At 63.7% G+C, this 21,927-nt stretch carries 16 protein-coding genes; 4 read left to right on the forward strand and 12 right to left on the reverse strand.

What is annotated here, in order from left to right:
- The first annotated feature begins 188 nt into the window (after positions 1 to 188).
- Positions 189 to 1,454, forward strand: a complete 1,266-nt coding sequence (locus tag PSELUDRAFT_RS20040) for a methyl-accepting chemotaxis protein (protein WP_304440658.1) — start codon at positions 189 to 191, stop codon at positions 1,452 to 1,454.
- 46 nt (positions 1,455 to 1,500) lie between these two features.
- On the opposite strand, the gene PSELUDRAFT_RS16620 is transcribed toward PSELUDRAFT_RS20040, so the two are convergent.
- From PSELUDRAFT_RS16620 to PSELUDRAFT_RS16630, 3 genes are read right to left on the reverse strand one after another with little or no spacing between them, the layout of a single operon-like run.
- Positions 1,501 to 3,099 carry a GMC family oxidoreductase gene (locus PSELUDRAFT_RS16620; protein ID WP_088967888.1) on the reverse strand — a complete coding sequence of 533 codons (1,599 nt, stop codon included), beginning with the start codon at positions 3,097 to 3,099 and terminating at the stop codon, positions 1,501 to 1,503.
- Positions 3,096 to 3,593, reverse strand: a complete 498-nt coding sequence (locus PSELUDRAFT_RS16625; protein WP_088967889.1) for a hypothetical protein — start codon at positions 3,591 to 3,593, stop codon at positions 3,096 to 3,098. Before PSELUDRAFT_RS16625 ends, PSELUDRAFT_RS16620 begins: the two co-directional genes overlap by 4 nt.
- Positions 3,590 to 4,999: a coniferyl aldehyde dehydrogenase gene (locus PSELUDRAFT_RS16630; protein WP_231895247.1), complete on the reverse strand. Its 1,410-nt coding sequence runs from the start codon at positions 4,997 to 4,999 to the stop codon at positions 3,590 to 3,592. The genes PSELUDRAFT_RS16625 and PSELUDRAFT_RS16630 overlap by 4 nt, the downstream gene beginning before the upstream one ends.
- Before the next feature lie 102 nt (positions 5,000 to 5,101).
- Here PSELUDRAFT_RS16630 and PSELUDRAFT_RS16635 point away from each other — a divergent pair, with 102 nt between their 5' ends.
- Positions 5,102 to 6,286 carry a VWA domain-containing protein gene (locus tag PSELUDRAFT_RS16635; RefSeq protein ID WP_088967891.1) on the forward strand — a complete coding sequence of 395 codons (1,185 nt, stop codon included), beginning with the start codon at positions 5,102 to 5,104 and terminating at the stop codon, positions 6,284 to 6,286.
- 368 nt (positions 6,287 to 6,654) lie between these two features.
- Here the strand turns inward: PSELUDRAFT_RS16635 and PSELUDRAFT_RS16640 are convergent, their stop codons facing one another.
- The 4 genes from PSELUDRAFT_RS16640 to PSELUDRAFT_RS16655 all read right to left on the reverse strand — a co-directional run bounded on the left by PSELUDRAFT_RS16640 (position 6,655) and on the right by PSELUDRAFT_RS16655 (position 10,444).
- Positions 6,655 to 6,978, reverse strand: coding sequence for a hypothetical protein (locus tag PSELUDRAFT_RS16640; RefSeq protein ID WP_088967892.1), 324 nt, complete (start codon positions 6,976 to 6,978; stop codon positions 6,655 to 6,657).
- Positions 6,979 to 7,116: 138 nt separating this feature from the next.
- A complete protein-coding gene (locus PSELUDRAFT_RS16645; protein ID WP_369800124.1) occupies positions 7,117 to 8,454 on the reverse strand; it encodes a DEAD/DEAH box helicase in 1,338 nt (445 codons plus the stop codon).
- Positions 8,455 to 8,747: 293 nt separating this feature from the next.
- Entirely contained in the window at positions 8,748 to 9,527 is a 780-nt protein-coding gene (locus PSELUDRAFT_RS16650; RefSeq protein ID WP_197693898.1) for a hydroxypyruvate isomerase family protein, read from the reverse strand.
- Positions 9,521 to 10,444 carry an NAD(P)-dependent oxidoreductase gene (locus PSELUDRAFT_RS16655; protein ID WP_179947556.1) on the reverse strand — a complete coding sequence of 308 codons (924 nt, stop codon included), beginning with the start codon at positions 10,442 to 10,444 and terminating at the stop codon, positions 9,521 to 9,523. The genes PSELUDRAFT_RS16650 and PSELUDRAFT_RS16655 overlap by 7 nt, the downstream gene beginning before the upstream one ends.
- A 246-nt stretch (positions 10,445 to 10,690) precedes the next feature.
- Here PSELUDRAFT_RS16655 and PSELUDRAFT_RS16660 point away from each other — a divergent pair, with 246 nt between their 5' ends.
- Positions 10,691 to 11,545: a hypothetical protein gene (locus tag PSELUDRAFT_RS16660; protein WP_088967895.1), complete on the forward strand. Its 855-nt coding sequence runs from the start codon at positions 10,691 to 10,693 to the stop codon at positions 11,543 to 11,545.
- Here the strand turns inward: PSELUDRAFT_RS16660 and PSELUDRAFT_RS16665 are convergent.
- Together PSELUDRAFT_RS16665 and gcvA are read right to left on the reverse strand one after the other, a co-directional pair.
- Positions 11,529 to 12,323, reverse strand: coding sequence for a response regulator (locus PSELUDRAFT_RS16665; RefSeq protein ID WP_088967896.1), 795 nt, complete (start codon positions 12,321 to 12,323; stop codon positions 11,529 to 11,531). The two genes, PSELUDRAFT_RS16660 and PSELUDRAFT_RS16665, sit on opposite strands and share 17 nt — an antisense overlap.
- A 119-nt stretch (positions 12,324 to 12,442) precedes the next feature.
- A complete protein-coding gene (gene gcvA, locus PSELUDRAFT_RS16670) occupies positions 12,443 to 13,327 on the reverse strand; it encodes a transcriptional regulator GcvA (RefSeq protein WP_088967897.1) in 885 nt (294 codons plus the stop codon).
- A gap of 176 nt (positions 13,328 to 13,503) precedes the next feature.
- Here gcvA and acnB point away from each other — a divergent pair, with 176 nt between their 5' ends.
- Entirely contained in the window at positions 13,504 to 16,095 is a 2,592-nt protein-coding gene (acnB, locus tag PSELUDRAFT_RS16675) for a bifunctional aconitate hydratase 2/2-methylisocitrate dehydratase (protein ID WP_088967898.1), read from the forward strand.
- A 382-nt stretch (positions 16,096 to 16,477) separates the two neighbouring features.
- Here acnB and PSELUDRAFT_RS16680 read toward each other — a convergent pair whose 3' ends face one another.
- From PSELUDRAFT_RS16680 to PSELUDRAFT_RS16690, 3 genes are all read right to left on the reverse strand, one after another.
- Positions 16,478 to 17,704, reverse strand: a complete 1,227-nt coding sequence (locus PSELUDRAFT_RS16680; protein ID WP_088967899.1) for an MFS transporter — start codon at positions 17,702 to 17,704, stop codon at positions 16,478 to 16,480.
- A 64-nt stretch (positions 17,705 to 17,768) separates the two neighbouring features.
- Positions 17,769 to 17,999 (reverse strand): indigoidine synthase IndC, encoded by a 231-nt coding sequence (locus PSELUDRAFT_RS16685; RefSeq protein ID WP_088967900.1) that lies wholly within the window; start codon positions 17,997 to 17,999, stop codon positions 17,769 to 17,771.
- A gap of 15 nt (positions 18,000 to 18,014) precedes the next feature.
- Positions 18,015 to 21,878: an amino acid adenylation domain-containing protein gene (locus PSELUDRAFT_RS16690; RefSeq protein WP_088967901.1), complete on the reverse strand. Its 3,864-nt coding sequence runs from the start codon at positions 21,876 to 21,878 to the stop codon at positions 18,015 to 18,017.
- Positions 21,879 to 21,927: the final 49 nt, after the last annotated feature.

Consider the following 21,927-nt stretch of genomic DNA (forward strand, 5'->3'; position numbering starts at 1 on the left):
GCCAACAAGGCCTCGCAGAGAACCTGGGCCAGGGTGCGCCGACGCAGGTTCAGGGGTTTGTTGCGGATATCAAGCTATGTATATTGAAATATTGTCGTTTACCGGCTTGCCAGTCGGTTATCGGCACGGATAATACACCCGCTTCCCGCAGGAATATGCCCACTGCTGCCGTCAGGCCAGGAATAACAATGAACCGCTCCCTGATCCGTTTTGCCGCACCGGCACTCATTCCGCTGCTCGTGCTGCCGCTCGCCAGCCTGCTGCTCCCTGCCACCATGCTGCTGCAGACACTGCTGGCGCTGGGCTGCGGCTTGCTGGTAATGGCCATATGCGCCTGGCAGGCACAGCGTCACTTCATCCGACCGCTGCAGCACCTGGGTGTTCATCTTGAAGCGCTGGCCACGGTGCCGATCGATCTTTCCCCGCAATGGCCAGACGATGAATCCCCGCTGCCGGGCAACTGTGGCAGCCATATGAACCGCGTGTTCCAGCGCATAGACAGCGCCTTTGGCGACGTTACCGCCTCCACCGCCCGACTGGTGCCGATGGCGCAGGAGCTCACCGACACCTACAGCGCCATCCTGCAGAAAAACCTGCTGCAGGCCAGCCATGGCGAGATACTGATCAACGGCATCGCCAGCATGATCGCCCAGGCGGAATCGCTGCGCGGCCAGCTGGAGGCCATCACCCGGGCAGCCGGCAACGCCGGCAGCAATATGGCGGTGAGCCGCGAGGCTACGCTGATCGTGATCGACGGCGTAACCGACGTGGCGCGCACGCTGGAGCAATCGGAACGCGACGTTGCCGCGCTGTCCGCCGCCTCCGACCGTATCGGCAGCATCCTGGACGTGATCCGCGACATTGCCGACCAGACCAACCTGCTGGCGCTGAACGCCGCCATCGAGGCTGCGCGCGCCGGCGAGCAGGGCCGCGGTTTCGCGGTGGTGGCCGACGAGGTGCGCAAGCTGGCGCACCGCACCCAGGAAGCCACCACCCAGGTGCGCGACATCATGGCCGAGGTGCAGCAAGGCACCCGCACCGTGGTGCAGGCCATGGCGGCGTCGCAGCAGCGCGCCGACTACGCCGCTACCCATGCCGACCAGTCGCGCAGCACGCTGGACCAGGTCACCGCCGCCATTGCCGATATCGACCACGCCGCCGACGGCATCGGCGAGGCCGTGGCCGCCCAGGCCGAGGCGGTCAACGCCTCCAAGAACTCCTGCGACATCCTGGTGCAGCTCAACCAGGACGCGCTGGCCACCAGCCGCATCCATGCGGTATCGCCGGAAGACCTGCGCAAGCTGAGCGACAAGCTGAAATCCTCGCTGGCGCACTTCGAGCTGGGCCATTACCGGTTCAGTGAACAGAAACGGGTGAAGGCACGCACCAGCGAGCTATCGCTGGGCAACCATGACACAGCGCAGAGCGCTAGCGGTGATATCGAGTTGTTCTGAACAGCCTCCCCCTTGCGGCCAACCCCATAGTTGGCCGCAAGGCATTTCAGGCCGCCTGCATGCGCCGGTGCAGTGCATCGGCGGCGCGCAGCGCGAAAGCGTATACCGACAGCTGCGGGTTGGCGCCCACGCTGCTAGGAAACAGCGAGCCGTCGATGATGGTGAGGTTGGCCAGCTGCCAGTGGCGGCCCAGCTGATCCACCACACCGTCGCGCTCGCTCGCCGCCATCGCCGCCCCACCCATTACGTGCGCACTCACCACCCGGGTGCGCAGCGCCTGCATCGGCAGCTCGGCTATCATCTGCCGCGCCTGGCGCCAGCTGCGCGCCAGCCCTGCGTCCTCGTGCACCGGCAGCACCGCGCGGGCGCCGGCGGCGAACTGGACCTCGGCCATGGTGAGCAGCGCGCGCCGCGCCGCCTCCCACTCCACCTCGCCCAGCGGGTAGTCCAGCTGCGGCGAGCCGTCGGTGCGTAACCGCACCGTGCCACCCTGGCTGCGCGGGTGGAAGCCGTCGCGCAGCAGCGCCAGCACCACGTTCAGATGCGGCATCTGCTGCATCAGCCGCTGGTGCGCCACACCCAGCCCCGGCAGAGTGGCGGCCATGATCAGCGGGTGGATGGGCGGCACCTCCAGCTTGTAGCCCAGCGGCCCGTCGATGGCGCCGGTGTGCAGGAAGTGATCGCTGTACACCGACTGCGGCGCGCCGTAATAGCCTTCGATGCGCTCGGCAAAGATCGCACCGGACAGCAACACCGGATGCAGAAAGGTGCGCCGCCCCAGCTGGTGGTACGGGTCCGGTGCGTGGCTGCGCAGTAGTACGGCCGGGGTGCCGATGGCGCCGGCGGACAGTACCACCTGCCGCGCCCTCACCGTCAGCGTCACGCCGCTGGCGTGCACGCCGTCGGCCTGCAGCGCATCGGCCAGCACGCCGGCCACCTTGTCACCCTCCAGCAGCAGATGGCGCACCCGCACCCGGCTGAACAGCCGCGCACCGGCCGCCAGCGCCGCCGGGATGGTGGTGACCAGCATCGATTGCTTGGCATTGGTGGCGCAGCCGGTGCCGCAATAGCCCAGGTTCCAGCAGCCACGCACATTGCGGCGCATGCGCGCATGGCGCAGACCCAGCGCCTGGCAGCCGCGCTCCAGCACGCTGTTGTTGGCATTGGGCTCGGTCTGCCACGGCGCAATGCCCAGCCGTTCCTCGGCGCGCTGGAACCACGGCGCCAGCGCTGCATCCTCCAGCTCGCCCAGGCCGTGGCGCTGCCGCCACCAGGCCAGGGTTTCCGCCGGGGTGCGGAAGCTGCTGGTCCAGTTCACCGTGGTGCTGCCACCCACGCTGCGCCCCTGCAGGATGGTGATGGCCTTGTCGGCGGTCTGGCGGTTGGCGGACTCCTGGTACAGCTGCGGGTAGGCTTCGGCCTCGTTGAGGCGGAAATCCTGCGAGCTGTGCAGCGCGCCCTCTTCCAGCAGCAGCACGCGCAGGCCGGCCTGCGCCAGCAGCTCCGCCGCCATGCCGCCGCCGGCGCCGCTGCCGACGATGGCCACATCGCATTCCAGCATGACATCGCGCTGCAGCGCGGCGCCATCCTGCACTTGCCAGCCTGCGGCCAACCCTGCCTGCCACGGATCGGGCAAACGGCTCATAGCAATCCTTTCATCATCGCCGGCAGGCGGTAGTCGATGGCCAGCCAGCTGGCTTCGGCGCCATACCAGCCGGCGTACAGCAGGCTGTGCAGCGCCTGGTAGCCGCTGCGCAGCAGCACGAAGCGGCTGTGGCGCCAGCGCTGCAGAAAGCCCTGCATCGCGGCGGCATCGGCCTGTTGCCACGGGGTGGCCACGCCGGCCAGCAGCCGGCGCCCCGGCAGGCTGTGCAGCAGGTCGAACAGCTGACGCAGCTCGGCCTGCACTGCAGGCGGCAGGCCGGCAATGGCGCTCAGCACATTGTCCGCCAGCGACAATGCGCCACTGGCCGGTAAGGGGCCCAGCATGCCGCGCCCCAGCGCGGCGATCAGCTCGCGGTCGGCAAGGTTGGCCGCAAAGCCCGGTGCCGGCAGCGTCCGTGCCAGCCGCCCGCCCAGCACCAGCGCCACGCCGCCCAGCAGCCCGGTGCGGATCAGCTGCCGCCGGCTCAGCTTCATTGCATTTCCCCCAGCATCAGCCGCAGCAGGCGCTGCACCACACTGCCATGCGGCGGCCGGGTCAGTACGGCGCCGGCCAGCCGCGACTGGCGCAGCACCGGCAGCAGCTTGCTGAAGGTCAGAAAGCCCTCGTGGCCGTGGTAGTGGCCCATGCCGGAAGGGCCGATGCCGCCGAACGGCAGCTGGTCCTGCACTACGTGCAGCAGGGTGTCGTTCACCGTTACCCCGCCGCAGCGGGTGCTGCGCAGCACCTGTTCGATGCGCGCGGCGTCGTCATCGAACAGATACAGCGCCAGCGGGCGCGGCCGTGCATTGATATGCGCCAGCGCCGCGTCGAATTCGCGGTAGGTGATGACGGGCAGCAGCGGGCCGAAGATTTCCTCCTGCATCACCGTCGCCTGTGGCGGGGCGTTTTCGATCAGCGTCAGCGGCAGCTTGCGCGCCGCCGCCATCGCGGCATCGTCCTGCTCGCACATCGCCTCCACCCGCGCGCCCAGCTCGCGTGCCTGTTCGCGCCAGGCCACCAGCCGGCTGTAATGCGCCTGGTTGATGATGGCGGTGTAATCCGGGTTTGCCGCCGGCTGCGGGTAGGCACGCAGCGCCTGCTGGCGGATGGCGGCGACAAAGGCGTCACGGTCGCGCTCGTGCAGCAGCACGTAGTCCGGTGCCACGCAGGTCTGGCCGGCGTTCAGCAGCTTGCCGGCGACGATGCTGCCCACCGCCCGCGCCATGTCGAAGCCTGGTGCGAGCAGCAGCGGGCATTTGCCGCCCAGCTCCAGCGTCACCGGCGTAAGGTTGGCCGCAGCCGCCTGCATCACCATGCGGCCCACCCGGGTGGAGCCGGTGAACAGCAGGTGGTCGAACGGCAGCGCGGCAAACGCCGCCGCCACATCCGCATCGCCATTCACCACCCGCACCACATCCGGCCCCAGGTAGCGCTGGCACAGCCGCTCCAGCAGCGCGCCGGTGCGCGGTGTCAGCTCCGACATCTTCACCATCACCCGGTTGCCGGCTGCCAGCGCGCTGACCAGCGGCCCCAGGCTCAGGAACACCGGGTAGTTCCACGGCACGATCACCCCCACCACCCCCAGCGGCAGCGGCCGCACCTCGGCGCGCGCCGGCCAGAACCAGATACTGGTGCCGCGCCGCTGCGGCCGCATCCAGCCGCGCAACTTGCGCCGCGCCAGCGTCACCGCCTCCAGCGAGGGGAACAGCTCGGCCAGCCGGGTTTCCACTGCGCTGCGGCCGCCGAAATCGGCATCCACCGCCGCCACCCATTCGGCCTGATGGTCGCGGATCATGCGCGCCAGGCCATCCAGCCAGCGGCGGCGGGTAGCCAGATCCGGCCAGCCGGCTGCAGCCTGTTGTTGCAGTTGGCCAAGACTTGCGCGCAGACTGTCGGCCATGGGGCTGCCTGGTTTCATATGCTATGCTCCGGCACTATCAAACGATTGTTTAGAGTCACAACTCTAGGCAGATTTTGTGAATTTGTCACTGCCTTTTTCGCCATGCTGCTCGATTTCTTCCTCGCCCTGCGCAATGCCGGCCTGCCGGTATCGCTGAAAGAACACCTCACCCTGCTGCAGGCACTGCAACAGCAACTGGCCTTTGGCAGCGTGGATGCCTTCTACCAGCTGTCTCGCACGGTACTGATCAAGGACGAGAAATACTTCGACCGCTTCGACCAGGTGTTCGCTCACTACGCGCAGGGCATCGAAGCGGCGCTGGCCAACCTCCAAACCGACATCCCGGAAGACTGGCTGAAGAAGCAGGTGGAGAAATACCTGAGCGAGGAAGAGAAGCAGCAGATCCAGGCCATGGGCTGGGACAAGCTGATGGACACCTTGCACCAGCGGCTGGAAGAACAGAAGGAACGCCACCAGGGCGGTAACAAGTGGATAGGCACCGGCGGCACCAGCCCCTTCGGCGCCTATGGCTACAACCCGGAAGGCGTGCGCATCGGCCAGCACGAATCACGGCACCGTCGCGCGGTAAAGGTGTGGGATCAGCGCGAATTCCGCAATTTCGACGACTCGGTGGAACTGGGCACCCGCAACATCAAGGTGGCGCTGCGCCGGCTACGCGAATTCGCCCGCGCCGGCGCCGCCGAAACGCTGGACCTGCCGGCCACCATCGCCGCCACCGCGAAGAACGCCGGCCTGCTGGATCTGCAGCTGACGCCGGAGCTGCACAACACAGTGAAGGTGCTGGTGCTGTTCGACGTGGGCGGCTCCATGGACGACCACATCCGCGTGTGCGAGGAGCTGTTCTCCGCTGCCAAGGCCGAGTTCAAGCACCTGGAGTACTACTACTTCCACAACTGCGTGTACGAGAAACTGTGGCAGGACAACGCGCGCCGCTTCAGCGAGCAGACTTCCACCTGGGACGTGATCCACACCTTTGGCAACGACTACAAGCTGATCTTTGTCGGCGACGCCAGCATGAGCCCCTACGAGATCGTGCTCAAGGGCGGCAGCGTGGAGCACATGAATGCGGAGCCGGGCGAAGTATGGCTGCGCCGCCTGCTCGCGCAGTTCCGCCATGCGGTGTGGCTCAACCCATTGCCGCAGGAACACTGGCAGTACACCCAGTCGGTGGAGATGATTCGGGAGATGATGGGCGAGCGCATGTTCCCGCTCACCGTGGCCGGGCTCAGCGACGCCATGCGGGCACTCAAGCGCGGTGCCGCATAGATACGCGCCTGGGCAATGATGTCGCTACAAAATATGCGGCCAACCTTGTGAAGCACCTAGTGCCCCACGGGGAGCGCCGGCCAAAATGGTGTTCGCCAGGTTTTAAGACGGCAGCTGAGCCGTTTGACGTTAGCAAACGGTGAATTGCCGGCGCCTGGCGAATACCTTTTTGGACGGGGTTTCGCGGACCATAAGGGGCGAGCGGGGTCGCTAGGGGCAGCGGTACGCCCCCTAGCCCGTTCGCCGGGCGGAACCGGCGACTTCAAACATCATCCGCGCAGCGGATTCCACACTCGACAACACAAGCATTGAAGCGTGGCCAACGTTGGCCGCATGGCCCCCGGCGGATCGCCCTGCGGGCATCCGCCCTACTCTCCCTGCGCTTTCTCGATGCGGCGCGCGAACACCTTCATTTCCTTGGCCGCCTGGATATCGCCCTTGCCTTCGGCGATGGCGATGCCTTCCTGGTAGGCGGCCAGCGCCGCCGCCGCATCGCCGGCATTCAGCAGCGCCTTGCCCAGCAGCTTCCAGGCCGCGGAAAAGTCGTGCTGCCGCTCCACCGCCTGGCGGGCGAAGCTGGCGGCCTGCGCCCAGTCCTGCAGATGTGCGTATTCGTTGGCAATACCGAAGCGCAGCATGGCGCCGTCACGCGGGCCGTCCTGCAGTTTCAACAGATTATCCAGCATGCTCATGTCCGGCTCCTATCGATATTGCCGCCAGCATGCGCCCGCCACCCGCAGTAGGCAACCCTGCGGCCAGCAGGGTTGGCCGCAGCGCAGGAGGCAACAAAAAACCCCGCCGTAGCGGGGTTTTTTGGTTCAAGCCGAAGCTTACTCGGCGCGCGGTGCGCGGCGTTCGCCGCCCTGGCCGCCCTGGCGCGGGCCGCTGCTGCCACGACGATCGCCGTAGCCGCCACGGTTGCCAGCGTAACCCGAACCCGAACCCGGCTTGCGGTCGCCGTAGCCACCACGACGCTGGCCGTCACGGGCACCGGCGCCTTGCGGGCGGCGGCCTTTCGGCGGACGACGGGTCGGCTCCATGCCCTGGATCACGGCTTCGGCCAGTTGGCGCTTCAGGTACTGCTCGATACGGCGTACGCGGTGGAATTCGCGCGATTCGGCGATGGTGATCGCCACGCCGCTGCGGCCGGCACGGCCGGTACGGCCGATACGGTGCACGTAGTCTTCCGCCTGCTTCGGCAGATCGTAGTTCACTACCAGGCCGATGCCCGGTACGTCGATGCCGCGGGCAGCCACGTCGGTAGCCACCAGGATCTTGATGCGGCCGCGACGCAGGTCGTTCAGGGTACGGTTACGCCAGCTTTGCGGCATGTCGCCATGCAGGCAGGCAGCGGAGTAGCCCATGTCGCACAGTTTGTCGGCGATTTCCTCGGAACCGATCTTGGTGGCGGTGAACACCACGGCCTGTTCGAAGTCGGACTCCTTCAGGATGGCGTCCAGCAGGCGGTTCTTGTGGTTGTTGTCGTCGGCGTACAGCAGATGCTCTTCGATGCTGCCGCTGTCATCCTTGCGCTCGATCTCGATACGCTGCGGGTCGCGGGTCATGCGCTCGGCCATCTTGCCCACGATACCGTCCAGGGTAGCGGAGAACAGCAGGGTCTGACGCTCGGCCGGGGTAGCGGCAACGATGGTTTCGATGTCTTCGATGAAGCCCATGTCCAGCATGCGGTCGGCTTCGTCCAGCACCAGCATTTCCAGGCGCGAGAAGTCGATGCGGCCGGAGCGCATGTGGTCCATCAGGCGGCCCGGGGTGGCCACGATGATGTCAACCGGGCGCGACAGGGCGCGGGTCTGGAAGCCGAAGGAAGCGCCACCCACCAGGGTAACGGTGCGCAGGAAGCGCATGCCTTCGCCGTAAACCATGGCGTTCTTTTCAACCTGCTGAGCCAGTTCGCGGGTCGGGGTCAGAACCAGAACGCGCGGGCCGTTGCCGGAACCCTTGGAGCGCTCGCTGATGCGGGTCAGGGCCGGCAGCAGGAAGGCTGCGGTCTTGCCGCTACCGGTTTGTGCGGAAACCAGCAGGTCGCGGCCGGCGATGGCTGCCGGCACGGCTTCGGCCTGTACCGGGGTCGGGGTATCGTAACCGGCTTGTTCCAGGGCCTTGGCAACAACAACGGGGAGTCCGAGATCGGAGAAATGCATATCAATCCTTTCAGTCCGGCAGCAATGCCGGGTGTAAGCCCGCTTGAAGGGGTAACAGGTCATCGAACCAACCTGACAAGCGGCAAACAGCGGTCCTGAAAGCAAGGACATGGCGGCAACGGGCCAAAAGGCGTCAGAGGCGATGAAATATCAGAGGCCGACGGCGCGGGTTGAATCCGCCGGCTAATTTCGAAGAGTGCGCACTATACGGAAAATATTTTTTTATTGCAACTCATTTTCCGGCTAATGCACGGCAAGCCCCTGATTTTTCAGCAGCCACTTTTTTTGTATGCAAAAAATCAACAAGCAGCGGCCGGCAACCAGCCCAGGGTTTCCGCCGTAGGCCGTGTCGGCCGGTATTCCGCCGCCAGCCAGCCGCGGTAGCCCAGCTGCACCAGCAGCGCAAAGTATTGTTGCAGCGGCAGATTTCCGCTGCCGGGTTCGCCCCGCCCCGGTGCATCGGCAAACTGCACATGGGCAATGGCCGGCAGATGCGTTGCCAGCAGCACCGGGATGTCCTGCCCCATGCGCGCCATGTGATAGATATCCACCTGCATGCCAATGTCACGACTATTGCAGGCCGCCAGCACTTCGGCCACTTCGTCGGCAGTACGCAGCAGGAAGCCGGGCATATCGATATCATTGATCGCCTCGCACAGCACGCGGATGCCGTGCGGGCGGAAGTAATCCGCCGCCAGGTCAAGGTTGGCCGCAAGCGTGGCCAGCGCCTGCTCCCGGCCGACACCTTCCGCCAGCCGCCCCGGCAACACGTTGAGCATGCGCACACCCAGCGCCCGGGCATAGGCCAGCGCCTGCGGCAGCACGGCAGCAAACTCCGCCTGCCGCGCCGGGTGCCCGGCCAGGCCGGCGCCGCCCTGCATCAGGTCGCCGGCCGGCACGTTGATCAGGATCACTTCCACCCCGGCAGCCGATGCAGCAGCGGCCAGCACATCTGCCGGGTAGTCATAAGGAAACTGGATCTCCACCGCGCCAAAGCCGGCCTGCGCCGCGGCGGCAAAGCGCTGCAGCAGCGGCAGCTCGGTAAACAGCAGGCTAAGGTTGGCCGCAAACTTCAGCATGCCTCTCCTCCCGCATACAGTTCGATAATGCTGGCCAGATCGCGCTGCGCATTGTCGCCCAGCGCCGCGTGCTGCTGCATCAGTTGCTGCGCAAGACCTGCCAGCGGCAGCGGGCTGTCGCTCTCCTGCCCCAGCGCCAGCGCGTTGCCAAGGTCTTTCAGCAGCGTGGCCACTTTCCACTGCAGCGGTTCGAACTGCCGCGCCGCCATGCGCGGCGCCAGTATCTGGAACGGCAGCGAGTCGGCAAAGCCGCCGGCCAGCGCCGGCGCCAGCAGCGCGGCGTCCACGCCAGCCTGCTCGGCCAGGCGCACGGTCTCTGCGATCAGCATGGCATTGCTGGCCACGATCAGCTGGTTGCACACCTTGGTGACCTGCCCGGCGCCCAGCGGCCCCATGCGCGTTACCCGTTGCGACAGCGGCGCCAGCAGCGGGCGCAGCGTGTCGATGTCCGCCGCGTCGCCGCCGGCCATGATCACCAGCTGGCCGCTTTCGGCGCCGCGCACGCCACCGGATACCGGCGCATCCACCCAGCGCATGCCGCACTGCTGCCGCAGCTGCGCCGCCATATCGCGGGTAGCGGCCGGGGCGATGCTGGAAAAATCCAGCAGCAGCTGATCGGCACGGCCATGTGCGGCAATCCCACCCGGCGCCAGCACCAGCTCGCGCACCGCGGCGGCATCCGACACGCACAGCATCAGCACATCGCTGCCCTGCACCAGCTCCGCCACGCTGCCAGCCAGTTGCGCCCCGGCTGCCAGCAAGGCATCCGCCTTGCCGGGGCTGCGGTTCCACACCGTCAACGCCACGCCCGCCGCCAGCAGGCGCCGGCACATAGGCACTCCCATCAGGCCCAGGCCAATGAATCCGACTCGCACCACTCCCCCTTGCGGCCAACGCCGCAGCTGATTTGCAACCATGCTAGCGCAAAATGCGGCGACGCAAAAAAAGCGGGCCGGCCACAAGGCCAGCCCGTCAAGGTATTGCAACAAGGGAAGGATTGATAGCGGTACGGCGTACCACCGATCACATCCACGCCAGAGATAGCAAAATCTCGACGTGCAGCTAGATTACTCATAATTTCATGCCATTTCAATGACATGCACCGGCGGTGGGGGCAATGCGCTACAATCGCGCCCTTTTGCATTGCGCAGGACAAGCACCGCATGGATTTTCACAGTTTCCGCTACCAGGCCAGCCGCCCGTGGGCACGGCGCGTGGCCCAGGCTTTCCAGCAAGCCACCACGCAGCAACAGGGCTGCGATGCCGCCGCCGCCATCGTGCAGCGCGAGCTGGAGCAGGCCGCCCAGCTGCACCGCATCAGCGACACCCAGCGCGAAACCGAGTTCGTGCTGGCCGAGGCCTATGGCCAGTTCGTGCGCGACGGTCGCCGCATCCATGCGCTGGACGACAGCCTGCAGCAGGCGCTGGCACACACCCGCGCCCCGGCGGCAATGCCGGCCACGCTGCAGCTGCCCGCCGGCACCTTCATGCTGCAGCTGGCGCACGCCGGCCAGCACAGCGCGGCTTTCGTGACCCACGCCCCGGCCAACCACCGCCTCGACATGCTGCTGCTGCAGCCGGATTTCGCCCCGGCCGGCAGCCCGTGGTTTGCCCGCCTGGAAGCGGCGCTGACGCTGGGCATCAACTATCCGGATTCGGTACAGGTACCGGACACCCCGGCACTGGCCAACTGGCGCCCGTGGCTGCAGGCCGCCTTCGGCAGCCTGACCCTGCTCACCCAGCCGCGGCTGCACCACTCCGGCAGCTGGCTACTGCCGCTGAGTGCCGCTGAAAGCGCGGCACTGGCAGGCGACGCCAAAAGCCAGCAGAAACAGCGTGCCGAGCTGCTGAAGAACGGTAATCAGGAAGTGCAATTGGCCAGCATGCCGGGCCTGCCGGCAAGTTGGCCGCAAGCGGTGCGCGCCGGCTACTGGCGCAGCCAGGCCGGCAAGCAGGCCCAGGCGGAGCGCCTGGTGTGGGTGGCGCCGCGCGCCGAGGCCGCTACAGAAACTGCGTAATCAGCTGGCGCAGGGTGTCGATCTCGAACGGCTTGTCGCAGATGGCCGATACCCCCGCCTCCTCCACCGCCGCCAGCCGCGCAAAATCCTGCTCGCCGGAGATCATCAGCACCGGACAGGACATGTTCACCGGGTGGCTGCGGATGTATTCGATCAGCGCCTTGCCATCCATTTCCGGCATGTTGTAGTCGGTGAGGATAAGGTCGAACTGCTGCGCGTCCAGCAACGGCACCGCCTCGACACCGTTGCCCGCCTCGCTGATGTGCTCGAAGCCCATGCGCTCCAGCACCGAGCGCAGGTAGTGGCGCGAGGTGGTGCTGTCGTCCACCAGCAGCACCTGGCGTGCGTCCAGATCGTAGCCCTCCAGGCTGGCGCGCAGGTCGGCTGCGTTCAGGTAGTCCAGCGCCGAGCACAGCGCACGATCCAGCTGCGACAGGTTGAACGGCTTGGGCAGGATGGCCATGGCGCCGGCCTGGCGGATGGCATCCAGCTGCTGTGGCCGCGTCTCGCTGGAAATCAGCACGAAGGGCATTTCGCGCAGGTCGTCGTCACCGCGCATGACATGCACCAGGTCGGCGCCGGTCATGTCCGGCAGATACATGGCACTGACCACAATGTCCGGCCGCGGCACCGCATGCATGCGGGCGATGCCAGCCTGGCCATCGGTAACAATGTCTATTTTTTCGATACCAAGCTGTTTCAGGTATCCCTGAATGATGGTGCCCTGCGGGCGGGACGGCTCCACCAGGCACACGCTCAGATGCTGCAGATTAAACATGCTGTTCACATCCCACTATTCGGTTGTGGCACCAGCATAGCCAATCGGCAGCACCACACCATGGCATTGGACAAATAAAGTAGCACTTATTAAAAAGCGCACACTTGAAAGTGCAGCTTTTACACCACCGCCGCCTGCTGTTCCAGCCACTGGCAGAAGGCGTGGATCGCGCTGTCATCCAGCGCGGCGCGCGGCGCAATCCAGCAGTAGTCGCGCACCGGCACTACCGGTGCGGCCAACGGTGCCACCAGTTGCCCCGCCTCCAGCGCCCGCTGCGCCATCGGCAACGGCCCCAGCACCACGCCCAGCCCCTCGATGGCGGCTTGCAGCGCCAGCGAGAAGCGCTCGAAATGCAGGCTGCTGGCCGGCTTCAGATCCGGCACCCCGGCCAGGGTGAACCAGCGCTGCCACGCCGTGGGGCGAGTATCGGCGTACAGCAGCGTGTGCCGCGCCAGGTCCGCCGCCGTAGCCACCGGCAGCGCCGCCAGCAGCGCCGGGCTGCACAGCGGCAGCTCCCACTCCTTCAGGAACGGCTTGGCGATATGCCCCGGCCAGTCACCCGGCCCGCGACGGATGGCGATGTCGAACGGCGATTCCAGCCGGCTGATGTCGCGGTCGGAGGTCACCAGGTGCAGGTCGATGTCCGGGTACTGGCGGCGAAAATCCGCCAGCCGCGGCAGCAGCCAGAACGAGGCCAGCGTTGGCGTGGAGTTGATCACCAGCCGCCGCTGCCGGTCCGGCTGCAGCAGCTGCGAGGTGGCGTTGGCGATCAGGTCCAGCCCGTCCTGCACCTGCACCAGGTAGCGCCAACCGGTCTCGGTGAGCTTGACGCGGCCGCCGGCGCGCTCGAACAGTGGCACGTTCAGCCACTCCTCCAGCTGCTTGATCTGCTTGCTCACAGCACCGTGGGTGACGTGCAACTCGTTGGCCGCAGCGGAAAAGCTTTCCAGCCTTGCTGCCGCCTCGAAAATACGCAATGCATTCAGGGGGGGATATGTACTCATCGTGTGATTTTAACTCACAGCCAGTGTTTCGATTACTCGTTTGTGCAGCATGCTGCATGAGCGTAATCTTCGTGTAGTCACAACCGGGTAGAACAAGCGTTCCCCGGGGGCTGTCGCAGCCGACACCCGCTGCCACAGACTTGTTGCAAACAACCCAAGCAAAAAGGTCCCGAGCCATGCTAGAAGCTTACCGCCAACATGTTGCCGAACGCGCTGCCCTGGGCATTCCGCCGCTGGCGCTGAACGCCAAACAGGTTGCAGAACTGGTTGAACTCCTGAAGAACCCGCCGGCTGGCGAAGAAGAGACCCTGGTCGAGCTGATCTCCCACCGTGTACCGCCGGGCGTGGATGATGCCGCCAAGGTGAAAGCCTCCTTCCTGGCAGCCGTAGCCGACAGCGAAGTGAAATCGCCGCTGATCAGCCGCGCCAAGGCTACCGAACTGCTGGGCACCATGCTGGGCGGCTACAACGTGAAGCCGCTGATCGACCTGCTGGGCGACGCCGAAGTGGGCGCCGTGGCCGCCGCCGGCCTGAAGAAGACCCTGCTGGTATTCGACTACTTCAACGACGTGAAAGAGCTGGCCGACAAGGGCAATGCCAACGCCAAGGGCGTGCTGCAGAGCTGGGCCGATGCCGAGTGGTTCACCAGCCGTCCGGAAGTGGAAAAGAAAATCACCGTGACCGTGTTCAAGGTGCCGGGCGAAACCAACACCGACGACCTGTCCCCGGCCCCGGACGCCTGGAGCCGCCCGGACATCCCGCTGCACTACCTGGCCATGCTGAAGAACACCCGCCCGGACGCGGCGTTCAAGCCGGAAGAAGACGGCAAGCGCGGCCCGATGCAGTTCATCGAAGACCTGAAGAAAAAAGGCCACCTGGTTGCCTACGTGGGCGACGTGGTAGGCACCGGCTCCTCGCGTAAATCCGCCACCAACTCCGTGGTATGGGCTACCGGCCAGGACATCCCCTTCGTACCGAACAAGCGCTATGGCGGCGTGACCCTGGGCGGCAAGATCGCTCCGATCTTCTTCAACACCCAGGAAGACTCCGGCTCGCTGCCGATCGAAGTTGACGTTTCCAAGCTGGAAATGGGCGATGTGATCGACGTGTACCCGTACGACGGCAAGATCGAGAAAAACGGCCAGCTGGTCGAGAAATTCAGCCTGAAATCCGACGTGCTGCTGGACGAAGTGCGTGCCGGCGGCCGTATCAACCTGATCATCGGCCGTGGCCTGACCGCCAAGGCACGTGAAGCGCTGGGCCTGCCCGCCTCCACCGAATTCCGCCTGCCCAAAGCACCGGTCGATTCCGGCAAGGGCTTCTCGCTGGCACAGAAGATGGTTGGCCGCGCCTGTGGCCTGCAGGAAGGCCACGGCGTACGCCCGGGCACCTACTGCGAACCGCGCATGACCACCGTGGGCTCCCAGGACACCACCGGCCCGATGACCCGCGACGAGCTGAAAGACCTGGCTTGCCTGGGCTTCTCCGCCGACCTGGTAATGCAATCCTTCTGCCACACCGCCGCCTACCCGAAACCGGTGGACGTGAAGATGCACAAGGAACTGCCGGCCTTCATCTCCACCCGTGGCGGCGTGGCACTGCGCCCGGGCGACGGCGTGATCCACAGCTGGCTGAACCGCCTGCTGCTGCCGGATACCGTGGGTACCGGTGGTGACTCGCACACCCGCTTCCCGATCGGCATCTCCTTCCCGGCCGGCTCCGGCCTGGTAGCCTTTGCCGCCGCCACCGGCGTAATGCCGCTGGACATGCCGGAATCGGTACTGGTGCGCTTCAAGGGCGAACTGCAGCCGGGCGTGACCCTGCGTGACCTGGTGAACGCCATTCCGCTGTACGCCATCAAGCAGGGCCTGCTGACCGTGGCCAAGGCTGGCAAGAAGAACATCTTCTCCGGCCGCATCCTGGAAATCGAAGGCCTGCCGCAGCTGAAAGTGGAACAGGCATTCGAGCTGTCCGATGCCTCCGCCGAGCGTTCCGCCGCCGGTTGTACCGTGCGCCTGGACAAGGCCCCTATCGTCGAATACATGAACTCCAACATCACCCTGATGAAGGTCATGATCGCCGAAGGCTACGCCGATGCCCGCACCCTGGAGCGCCGCATCAAGAAGATGGAAGAGTGGATCGCCAACGGCGAACTGCTGCAGCCGGATGCCGATGCCGAATACGCCGCCGTGATCGACATCGATCTGGCCGACGTGAAAGAGCCGATCGTAGCCTGCCCGAACGACCCGGACGACGTGAAATTCATGTCCGAAGTTGCCGGCACCAAGATCGACGAAGTGTTCATCGGCTCCTGCATGACCAACATCGGTCACTTCCGTGCCGCTTCCAAGCTGCTGGAAGGCAAGCGCGACCTGCCGGTGAAACTGTGGCTGGCTCCGCCGACCAAGATGGACGCCGAACAGCTGACCAACGAAGGCCATTACGGCGTGTTCGGCATGGCCGGCGCGCGCACCGAAATGCCGGGCTGCTCGCTGTGCATGGGTAACCAGGCACAGGTTCGCGAAGGCGCCACCGTGATGTCCACCTCGACCCGTAACTTCCCGAACCGTCTGGGCAAGAACACCAATGTGTTCCTGGGCTCCGCCGAACTGGCCGCCATCTGCTCCAAGCTGGGCAAGATTCCGACCATCGAGGAATACCAGGCCAACATCGGCATCATCAACGAGAAAGGCGCCGAAGTTTACCGCTACATGAACTTCAACCAGATCCAGGACTACCAGGATGTGGCTGACGGCGTAAATGTTTAATTAGATCAGCATATTAGCTAGATTAAACTTTGGGGAGCCAGTAAGGGAATCAAGATCGATACCCCCACTGGCACCCCCAATTTTTTCAATGCCCTGCCCATGCAGGGCATTTTTATTACCTTGCAAGAACGGCACAGTTGCGATGTGACGCCACACCAGCTAACTCGCAAGGGCGAGTTGCTTCCCTAACATGCGAACCCTTGCTGCCTAAGTCCGAGATTCGACACTTAGCTTCCCTCAGCTTTCTATGCCCAAACAGGAGTTGAGAGACACAATCACCGGTCTCCTTCTTGCCGAATACTTCCGTGGCACCAAGACAAACCGCCCTCCCGGTCGGGGCCGGAGGGCGGTGACATGGATCAGACAGTAATGCCAGGTAGTATTAGGCCGGCTTGGGCTCGCCCAGCTGAATTTCGGCTAGATCCTGTTGAAAACGCTGGTAGCTGGCCGGCGAGAAGCGTATTGCAAGTACCAGCATGCCCAGACTGGCAATGGTCATCAGCCACCAGATGTAAGACAGATCATTGAATGCATCACGCAGGCTACCGGCAGTCAGCGGGACCAAGCTGGCAATGATGAAGCCACCCCCTTGTACGAAGCCAGTAAAGTTGCCGGCCAAGGTCGGGTCTTTCAGATGGTCCATGGCGACGATGATGGATAGCGGGAACAAGAGACCTATGCCGACGCCCAGCAGCGATACGGCAATGTAAGGTGCCTGCAGTGGTGCCACGATCAACATCACGTAGCTAGCTGCGACTAGCAGCAGCGAGGTAGCCAGCAAGCCACGACGATCGGGGAATCGGCCAATGACAAACGACAGCCACAGCGCGGTCAATGCCTCGACAATGGTCAGCACCGACAACAGCAACCCAGCCGTGCCCTTGGGTAGGCCCAGACCGATATAGAACGGAGAGATCCAGGCCATGGCTAGCATGAAGGCGCCGGTGCCGATGCCAAAGAACAGTAGCAACGACCAGCAGCGGCCAATGCGCCAAAACGGTACGCTTCGGGCAGTTACATGTACGCGGCTGCGGCTCTCGCTCTGGCTGTGGCGCGATGCCAGCAGCCAGAACACGGTGGCTGCTACGGCTGGCAGCGACCAGCTGGCCAGGGTGGACAGCCAGCCGAACTGGTCTTCGAGCCAGGAGGCTGTACCGGAACCAATGGCGGCCCCCACCACGATGCCGGTGGAGTACAGCGCGATGACGCTGCTGGTGCGGGCACCGAAATTACGCTTGATGAAGCCCGGCAGCAGAGCCTGGATCACGGCGATGCCCAGCCCGACCAAGGCGGCGCTGGTGAACAGGCCATAACTGTTATCGGTCCACAAACGCATCAGGCAGGCGATGGTGATGACGGCGCCACCAATGGCAATACCGCCCCGCTCACCCAGTGCCTGGCGGATGCGTCCGGCATAGATGGCACCCAACCCCATCATCAAGACGGGGATGGAAGTCAGCAGGCTGATTCCAACCGATTTGACCCCGGCAAACTGGCTGATGGACTGGACCAGAGGACCAATGGCGGCGATAGCCGGTCGCAGGTTAAGCGATAGCAGCAGGATAGCAAGCAGGAGGAGGAAGCCTGCCGGCTTGGGATGTTGACTCATGACAATTCCTGTTCAAGCAGTGGGTGAACGGCTCGGCTGCCGCAAGGCGGCCGGGCCGGGTGAATCAATAGGTGTAATCGGGCCGGCGCAGCAGATCCGTCATGCGCGGAACGATCAGCGTCTCGTAGACCTGTTGTTGCCACAGAGCTGGCTCAACAGGCTGCAGATCCACCGACACGGCCCCGGTAAGGCATGACAGTTCCTGTTGCAGCAACTGTGTGAGCGATTGCTGGATGCGCTCCAGGTTGGCCGCAGGGATGTCGGCCTTAAAACAATGAATGACAACATGTGGCATGAGGGGCTCCGGTGTTCAGCTCAGTCCGGCGGACTGCATGGCGGCAATGCCTTCCGGCTTCAGCACGGTGTAATGGCCCACGGCCAGATCGTGCCAGCAGATATCGAGACCGGTTTGGGCGCCCTCCGCGATGAAGGACTCACCATCACCATGCGCCCGCCAAACCGAGATGGTGCAGCGCAGGGGCTTGTCGGCCAGGGCAATCTGGTAATCCGGCGAGTAGGTCACGGTCACGACGTTGACGATGGCCTCGATCAGCGTGCGGTCCATGGCGGGGAATGCCTCCGCCACAAAGGTGATGAAAGCAGCATGGCTGTTTACGTGCGCCAGGCAGTCCGCGCTCAATGCCGGGTCGATATCATGTGCGAATACCGATAGCAGAATGGTCAGGAATGCCGGGTTGGCAAACAGCTCGCTCTCGTCCCGGCTGACCGGTTCGGCATAGGGCAGCTGTGGCGAACCCGGAGCCAGCAAGACCAGCTCGCTGACGGTTTCACCTTGCTGTTCAAGCTGATAGGCCACTTCGTATGCAACCCGGGCACCAAAGGAGTACCCCCACAGGGCATATGGGCCCCGTGGTTGTAGGCTACGGATCAACCGCACATCTTCGATGGCCATGGCCTCGATGCTGCTGAAAGCGGTTTCACCCGCATTAATGCCGTGTGACTGCATGCCATAGAAACGGCCGTCACCGGCCATGGCTTCACCCAGTTGACGCAGGTTCATCGGATATCCGCCCAGACCGGGCCAGCAGAAGGTGGCGCGGTGACCGTTGTGTCCTGCCAGCAAAATGGCACGGCTGGCGGTCTGCCCATCACCCTCGCTAACGACTTTTGCCAGCTTTTCGATGCTCGGGGCGCTGAAGATCAGCTGAATCGGCAGGTCGACCGCGAACTGGCGATTGATGGCACGGGCAATGGCCACGGCTTGAATCGAGTTGCCGCCCAGCGCGAAGAAATCGTCGACTACTGAGACTTGTTCCTGTCCGAGAATATGGCACCAGATCCGGCTAATAGCCTGCTCCGTCGCATTGCGTGCCGGCACGAAAGGCTGCTCCTGATCGGCCAGCTGGAAGATGGCTGATTGTTTGAGTGCATGCACATCAACCTTCCCGGATGCGCTGTGCGGCATCTGGTTGACGATGACCATGAGCCCCGGAACCATGTAATCCGGCAAGCTGTTGAGTAGATCGGCCCGAATCAGCTCGGCCGGGCCTTTCATGTGGACGGCATCTTCATCCATGCCGATATGGCTGGCCTGTTCCTCACTGATCTTGCCAAACAGGCAAAAGTAGCTCGGGCCCACTTGTCGATCTGCGTCGCTGATGATGTCGTTCAGACGCAAGGCGGTGGCCAGATTGTTACCACTCTTGGAGCTGTAGCCTGATGACATGGTGCCAAACCCGATGCGGTTCATTTGCACCCGCTGCAAGCTGCGCCCCAGATCGATGTATTGCCGCCACGGCTCGTGGCACTGGCTTACAAAAGAGAGGCCACCACTGGCTCGCTGGTAGACCTGCTGATTGATTGCAATCACATGGCGCTGCTCAATCAGAAAGCTGGACACCTTGTTCAGCTTGCCCTGACGGTATAGATAACTACCGTCGGGCAGATCGCTGACCCTGCCTTGCTGTGCCTGGACATAGATGTCTACGAGCATGTCATCGACCCGTTCGGCCAACGGTACGATGTCATAGCTACCCAGGTAATCATGTTCGTCCGGGCAATCCAACCGGGCCAGGACATCAGGCATATACGTACCTTGGCCAACTCCGTAGCCGTATGCCGGCAGGACATGATCCAGCATGCCCAGAACGTGGCCGGTTTCCATTTCCAGCACTTCCAGGATGTTGTTCTTGTAGACCTCACGGATGGCGGGAGTTTTGCCGACAAAGTGCAGCCGCAAACGGGGAGCCGTTGCGGTGGTGTCGGCCAGCAGATAGAGGCAGTGCTGCACCGGATGGTAGTAATAGAACCCAGCAGGCAATCCGGCTACGTTGTTCAGCTCGATATACACCTGGGTGGCGTACAGTGCACCAGGCGAGGCATAGCCAAATTTTGGCAATAGCCGCTCAACGCTGTGGAATTGCCCCAGATAACGAAGCATTTCGCCCAACTTGGCCGCGTCCAGATCGGCTAGCCGAGCCGATGTAGCACCTTCCGGTTGCATGGCCAGCAGCTGCAGGATATCGGCCGCTGCCACGGGCGCTCCGCGGAAGAAGCGATAAGTCTTGCGGGCGAATACCCGCTCACGCTGGGCTGGGGTTTCCTGCTGGCCAGCCAGGGGAATCTGCCGCTTGCCTACTAGGCTGTCTTCGCTGCGAAAGCCACGCCCGGATAACTGGGCCTTGATCTGATGGCGAGTCGATTTAGTCTGGTGGTGTGACTCGGCGGCCCCCTGATCCATCAGCCGCGCCTCGTTCGGGTTCAGTTCAACCGCTCCGATCAACTGAGCATGACCACTGCGGGCGTTTTCTTTTACAAACACGGCCGCCGATTTCACCCAGTCGTGGTTCTCGATGGCGAGGCGAATTTCATCCAGTTCGATGCGGTAGCCGCGGAATTTAATCTGGTTGTCCGTGCGGCCAACGAAGTGCAACACGCCATCCCGATCGACTTTGACCAAATCCCCGGTGCGATACATCCTCACTGGAGGATGTGCTGCGTCCAATTGGACCGCGGGGAACTTTTCTTCAGTTTGTTCAGGGCGGAATAGGTAGCCATTTGCCAGCTGGGTTCCGCCGATAAACAGTTCTCCAGTCTCGCCCGGTGCGACTGGCACTAACTGGGGGTCAAGCACCTGGCTGTGCAGCCCGGCAACCGGCAGACCAATCGGAGCGATCTCCCATTCGTGGGCCAAGCTACGTTGATCAATACGATAGTGTGTGGCGTTGATAGTGCATTCGGTCGGGCCGTACAGGTTGACCAGCCGGCAATCCGGCAGCATCTGCAACAAATTTCGGGCCAGCTTGCGTGACAGCCCTTCACCACCGCTGAACAAACTGTGCAGGCTGTCGCAATCGGCAAATCCTGGTAGCTCGCTCAAGGCTTGCAGCAATGTCGGTACGCCTTGCAGCGTGGTAATGCCATGTTGCTGAATCTGGCGGATCAGCTCTTCCGGGTCACGGTAGACACCCGGAAACCCCATGACCACTCTGGCACCGCAGCACATTCCCAATAGCTCCCACTGTGCGGCATCAAAGCTGACTGGTGTTTTCTGCAGAATGCGGTGACCGGGTGCCAGATAGCCTTCACGTGCAATCCATGCCAACTGGTTGGCAATAGCTTGCTGCGAAATGGCCACGCCTTTGGGTTTGCCTGTGGTACCCGAGGTATAGATGACATAGGCAAGGTCACCGCCGTCCTGTTCGACCAGTTCACTTAGCACTTGGTCGACATCGGTGATGCTTGCTGGCGGGACATCATCGATATTGAACACGCCGACACCCGGCAACAATAAGCTGGCAAGGCGGTTGCGGGTGCGATTGTTGGTGAGCACCAGCTTGACCCTTGCATCACCCACCATATAGCTCAGGCGGTCTTGCGGGTAGTCGGTGGCCAGTGGCAAATAGGCGGCACCGGCAAACAGGATGCCCCACATCGCCAGTGCCAGATCAGCTGAAGCATCGATAAACAGGCCAATGCAATCGTTGTAGCTCACGCCTTTGGCGCGCAGCGCGGCTGCAATGCCCACGGCGCGCAGCAAGGTGGTTTCATAGCTGTATTCGTTGGCCTGATCGGCAATGGCGATTTCGTCCTTTCGGCTGTGTACTTGTGCCAGCAGCATGGCGGGCAAGGTACGGAGGTCTTGTGCGGAGGCGTGCGGTGCTTGGCGATGTTGCTGTAACAAGGCCAACAAAGTATTCGCAGGGACTGACATGTTGTTCTCTTGCAGGAGTGGATCGGTTGTTCGGCGTGCCAACAATGCT

This window comes from Vogesella sp. LIG4, assembly GCF_900090205.1.
Classification (GTDB): domain Bacteria; phylum Pseudomonadota; class Gammaproteobacteria; order Burkholderiales; family Chromobacteriaceae; genus Vogesella.

What these genes read in the sequence shown, in the direction of transcription:
- PSELUDRAFT_RS20040 (WP_304440658.1), top strand. Translation starts at nt 189, where the DNA reads ATGAACCGCTCCCTGATCCGTTTTGCCGCACCGGCACTCATTCCGCTG.
- PSELUDRAFT_RS16620 (WP_088967888.1), bottom strand. Translation starts at nt 3,099, where the DNA reads ATGAGCCGTTTGCCCGATCCGTGGCAGGCAGGGTTGGCCGCAGGCTGG.
- PSELUDRAFT_RS16625 (WP_088967889.1), bottom strand. Translation starts at nt 3,593, where the DNA reads ATGAAGCTGAGCCGGCGGCAGCTGATCCGCACCGGGCTGCTGGGCGGC.
- PSELUDRAFT_RS16630 (WP_231895247.1), bottom strand. Translation starts at nt 4,999, where the DNA reads ATGGCCGACAGTCTGCGCGCAAGTCTTGGCCAACTGCAACAACAGGCT.
- PSELUDRAFT_RS16635 (WP_088967891.1), top strand. Translation starts at nt 5,102, where the DNA reads ATGCTGCTCGATTTCTTCCTCGCCCTGCGCAATGCCGGCCTGCCGGTA.
- PSELUDRAFT_RS16640 (WP_088967892.1), bottom strand. Translation starts at nt 6,978, where the DNA reads ATGAGCATGCTGGATAATCTGTTGAAACTGCAGGACGGCCCGCGTGAC.
- PSELUDRAFT_RS16650 (WP_197693898.1), bottom strand. Translation starts at nt 9,527, where the DNA reads ATGCTGAAGTTTGCGGCCAACCTTAGCCTGCTGTTTACCGAGCTGCCG.
- PSELUDRAFT_RS16655 (WP_179947556.1), bottom strand. Translation starts at nt 10,444, where the DNA reads ATGGTTGCAAATCAGCTGCGGCGTTGGCCGCAAGGGGGAGTGGTGCGA.
- PSELUDRAFT_RS16660 (WP_088967895.1), top strand. Translation starts at nt 10,691, where the DNA reads ATGGATTTTCACAGTTTCCGCTACCAGGCCAGCCGCCCGTGGGCACGG.
- PSELUDRAFT_RS16665 (WP_088967896.1), bottom strand. Translation starts at nt 12,323, where the DNA reads ATGTTTAATCTGCAGCATCTGAGCGTGTGCCTGGTGGAGCCGTCCCGC.
- gcvA (WP_088967897.1), bottom strand. Translation starts at nt 13,327, where the DNA reads ATGAGTACATATCCCCCCCTGAATGCATTGCGTATTTTCGAGGCGGCA.
- acnB (WP_088967898.1), top strand. Translation starts at nt 13,504, where the DNA reads ATGCTAGAAGCTTACCGCCAACATGTTGCCGAACGCGCTGCCCTGGGC.
- PSELUDRAFT_RS16680 (WP_088967899.1), bottom strand. Translation starts at nt 17,704, where the DNA reads ATGAGTCAACATCCCAAGCCGGCAGGCTTCCTCCTCCTGCTTGCTATC.
- PSELUDRAFT_RS16685 (WP_088967900.1), bottom strand. Translation starts at nt 17,999, where the DNA reads ATGCCACATGTTGTCATTCATTGTTTTAAGGCCGACATCCCTGCGGCC.
- PSELUDRAFT_RS16690 (WP_088967901.1), bottom strand. Translation starts at nt 21,878, where the DNA reads ATGTCAGTCCCTGCGAATACTTTGTTGGCCTTGTTACAGCAACATCGC.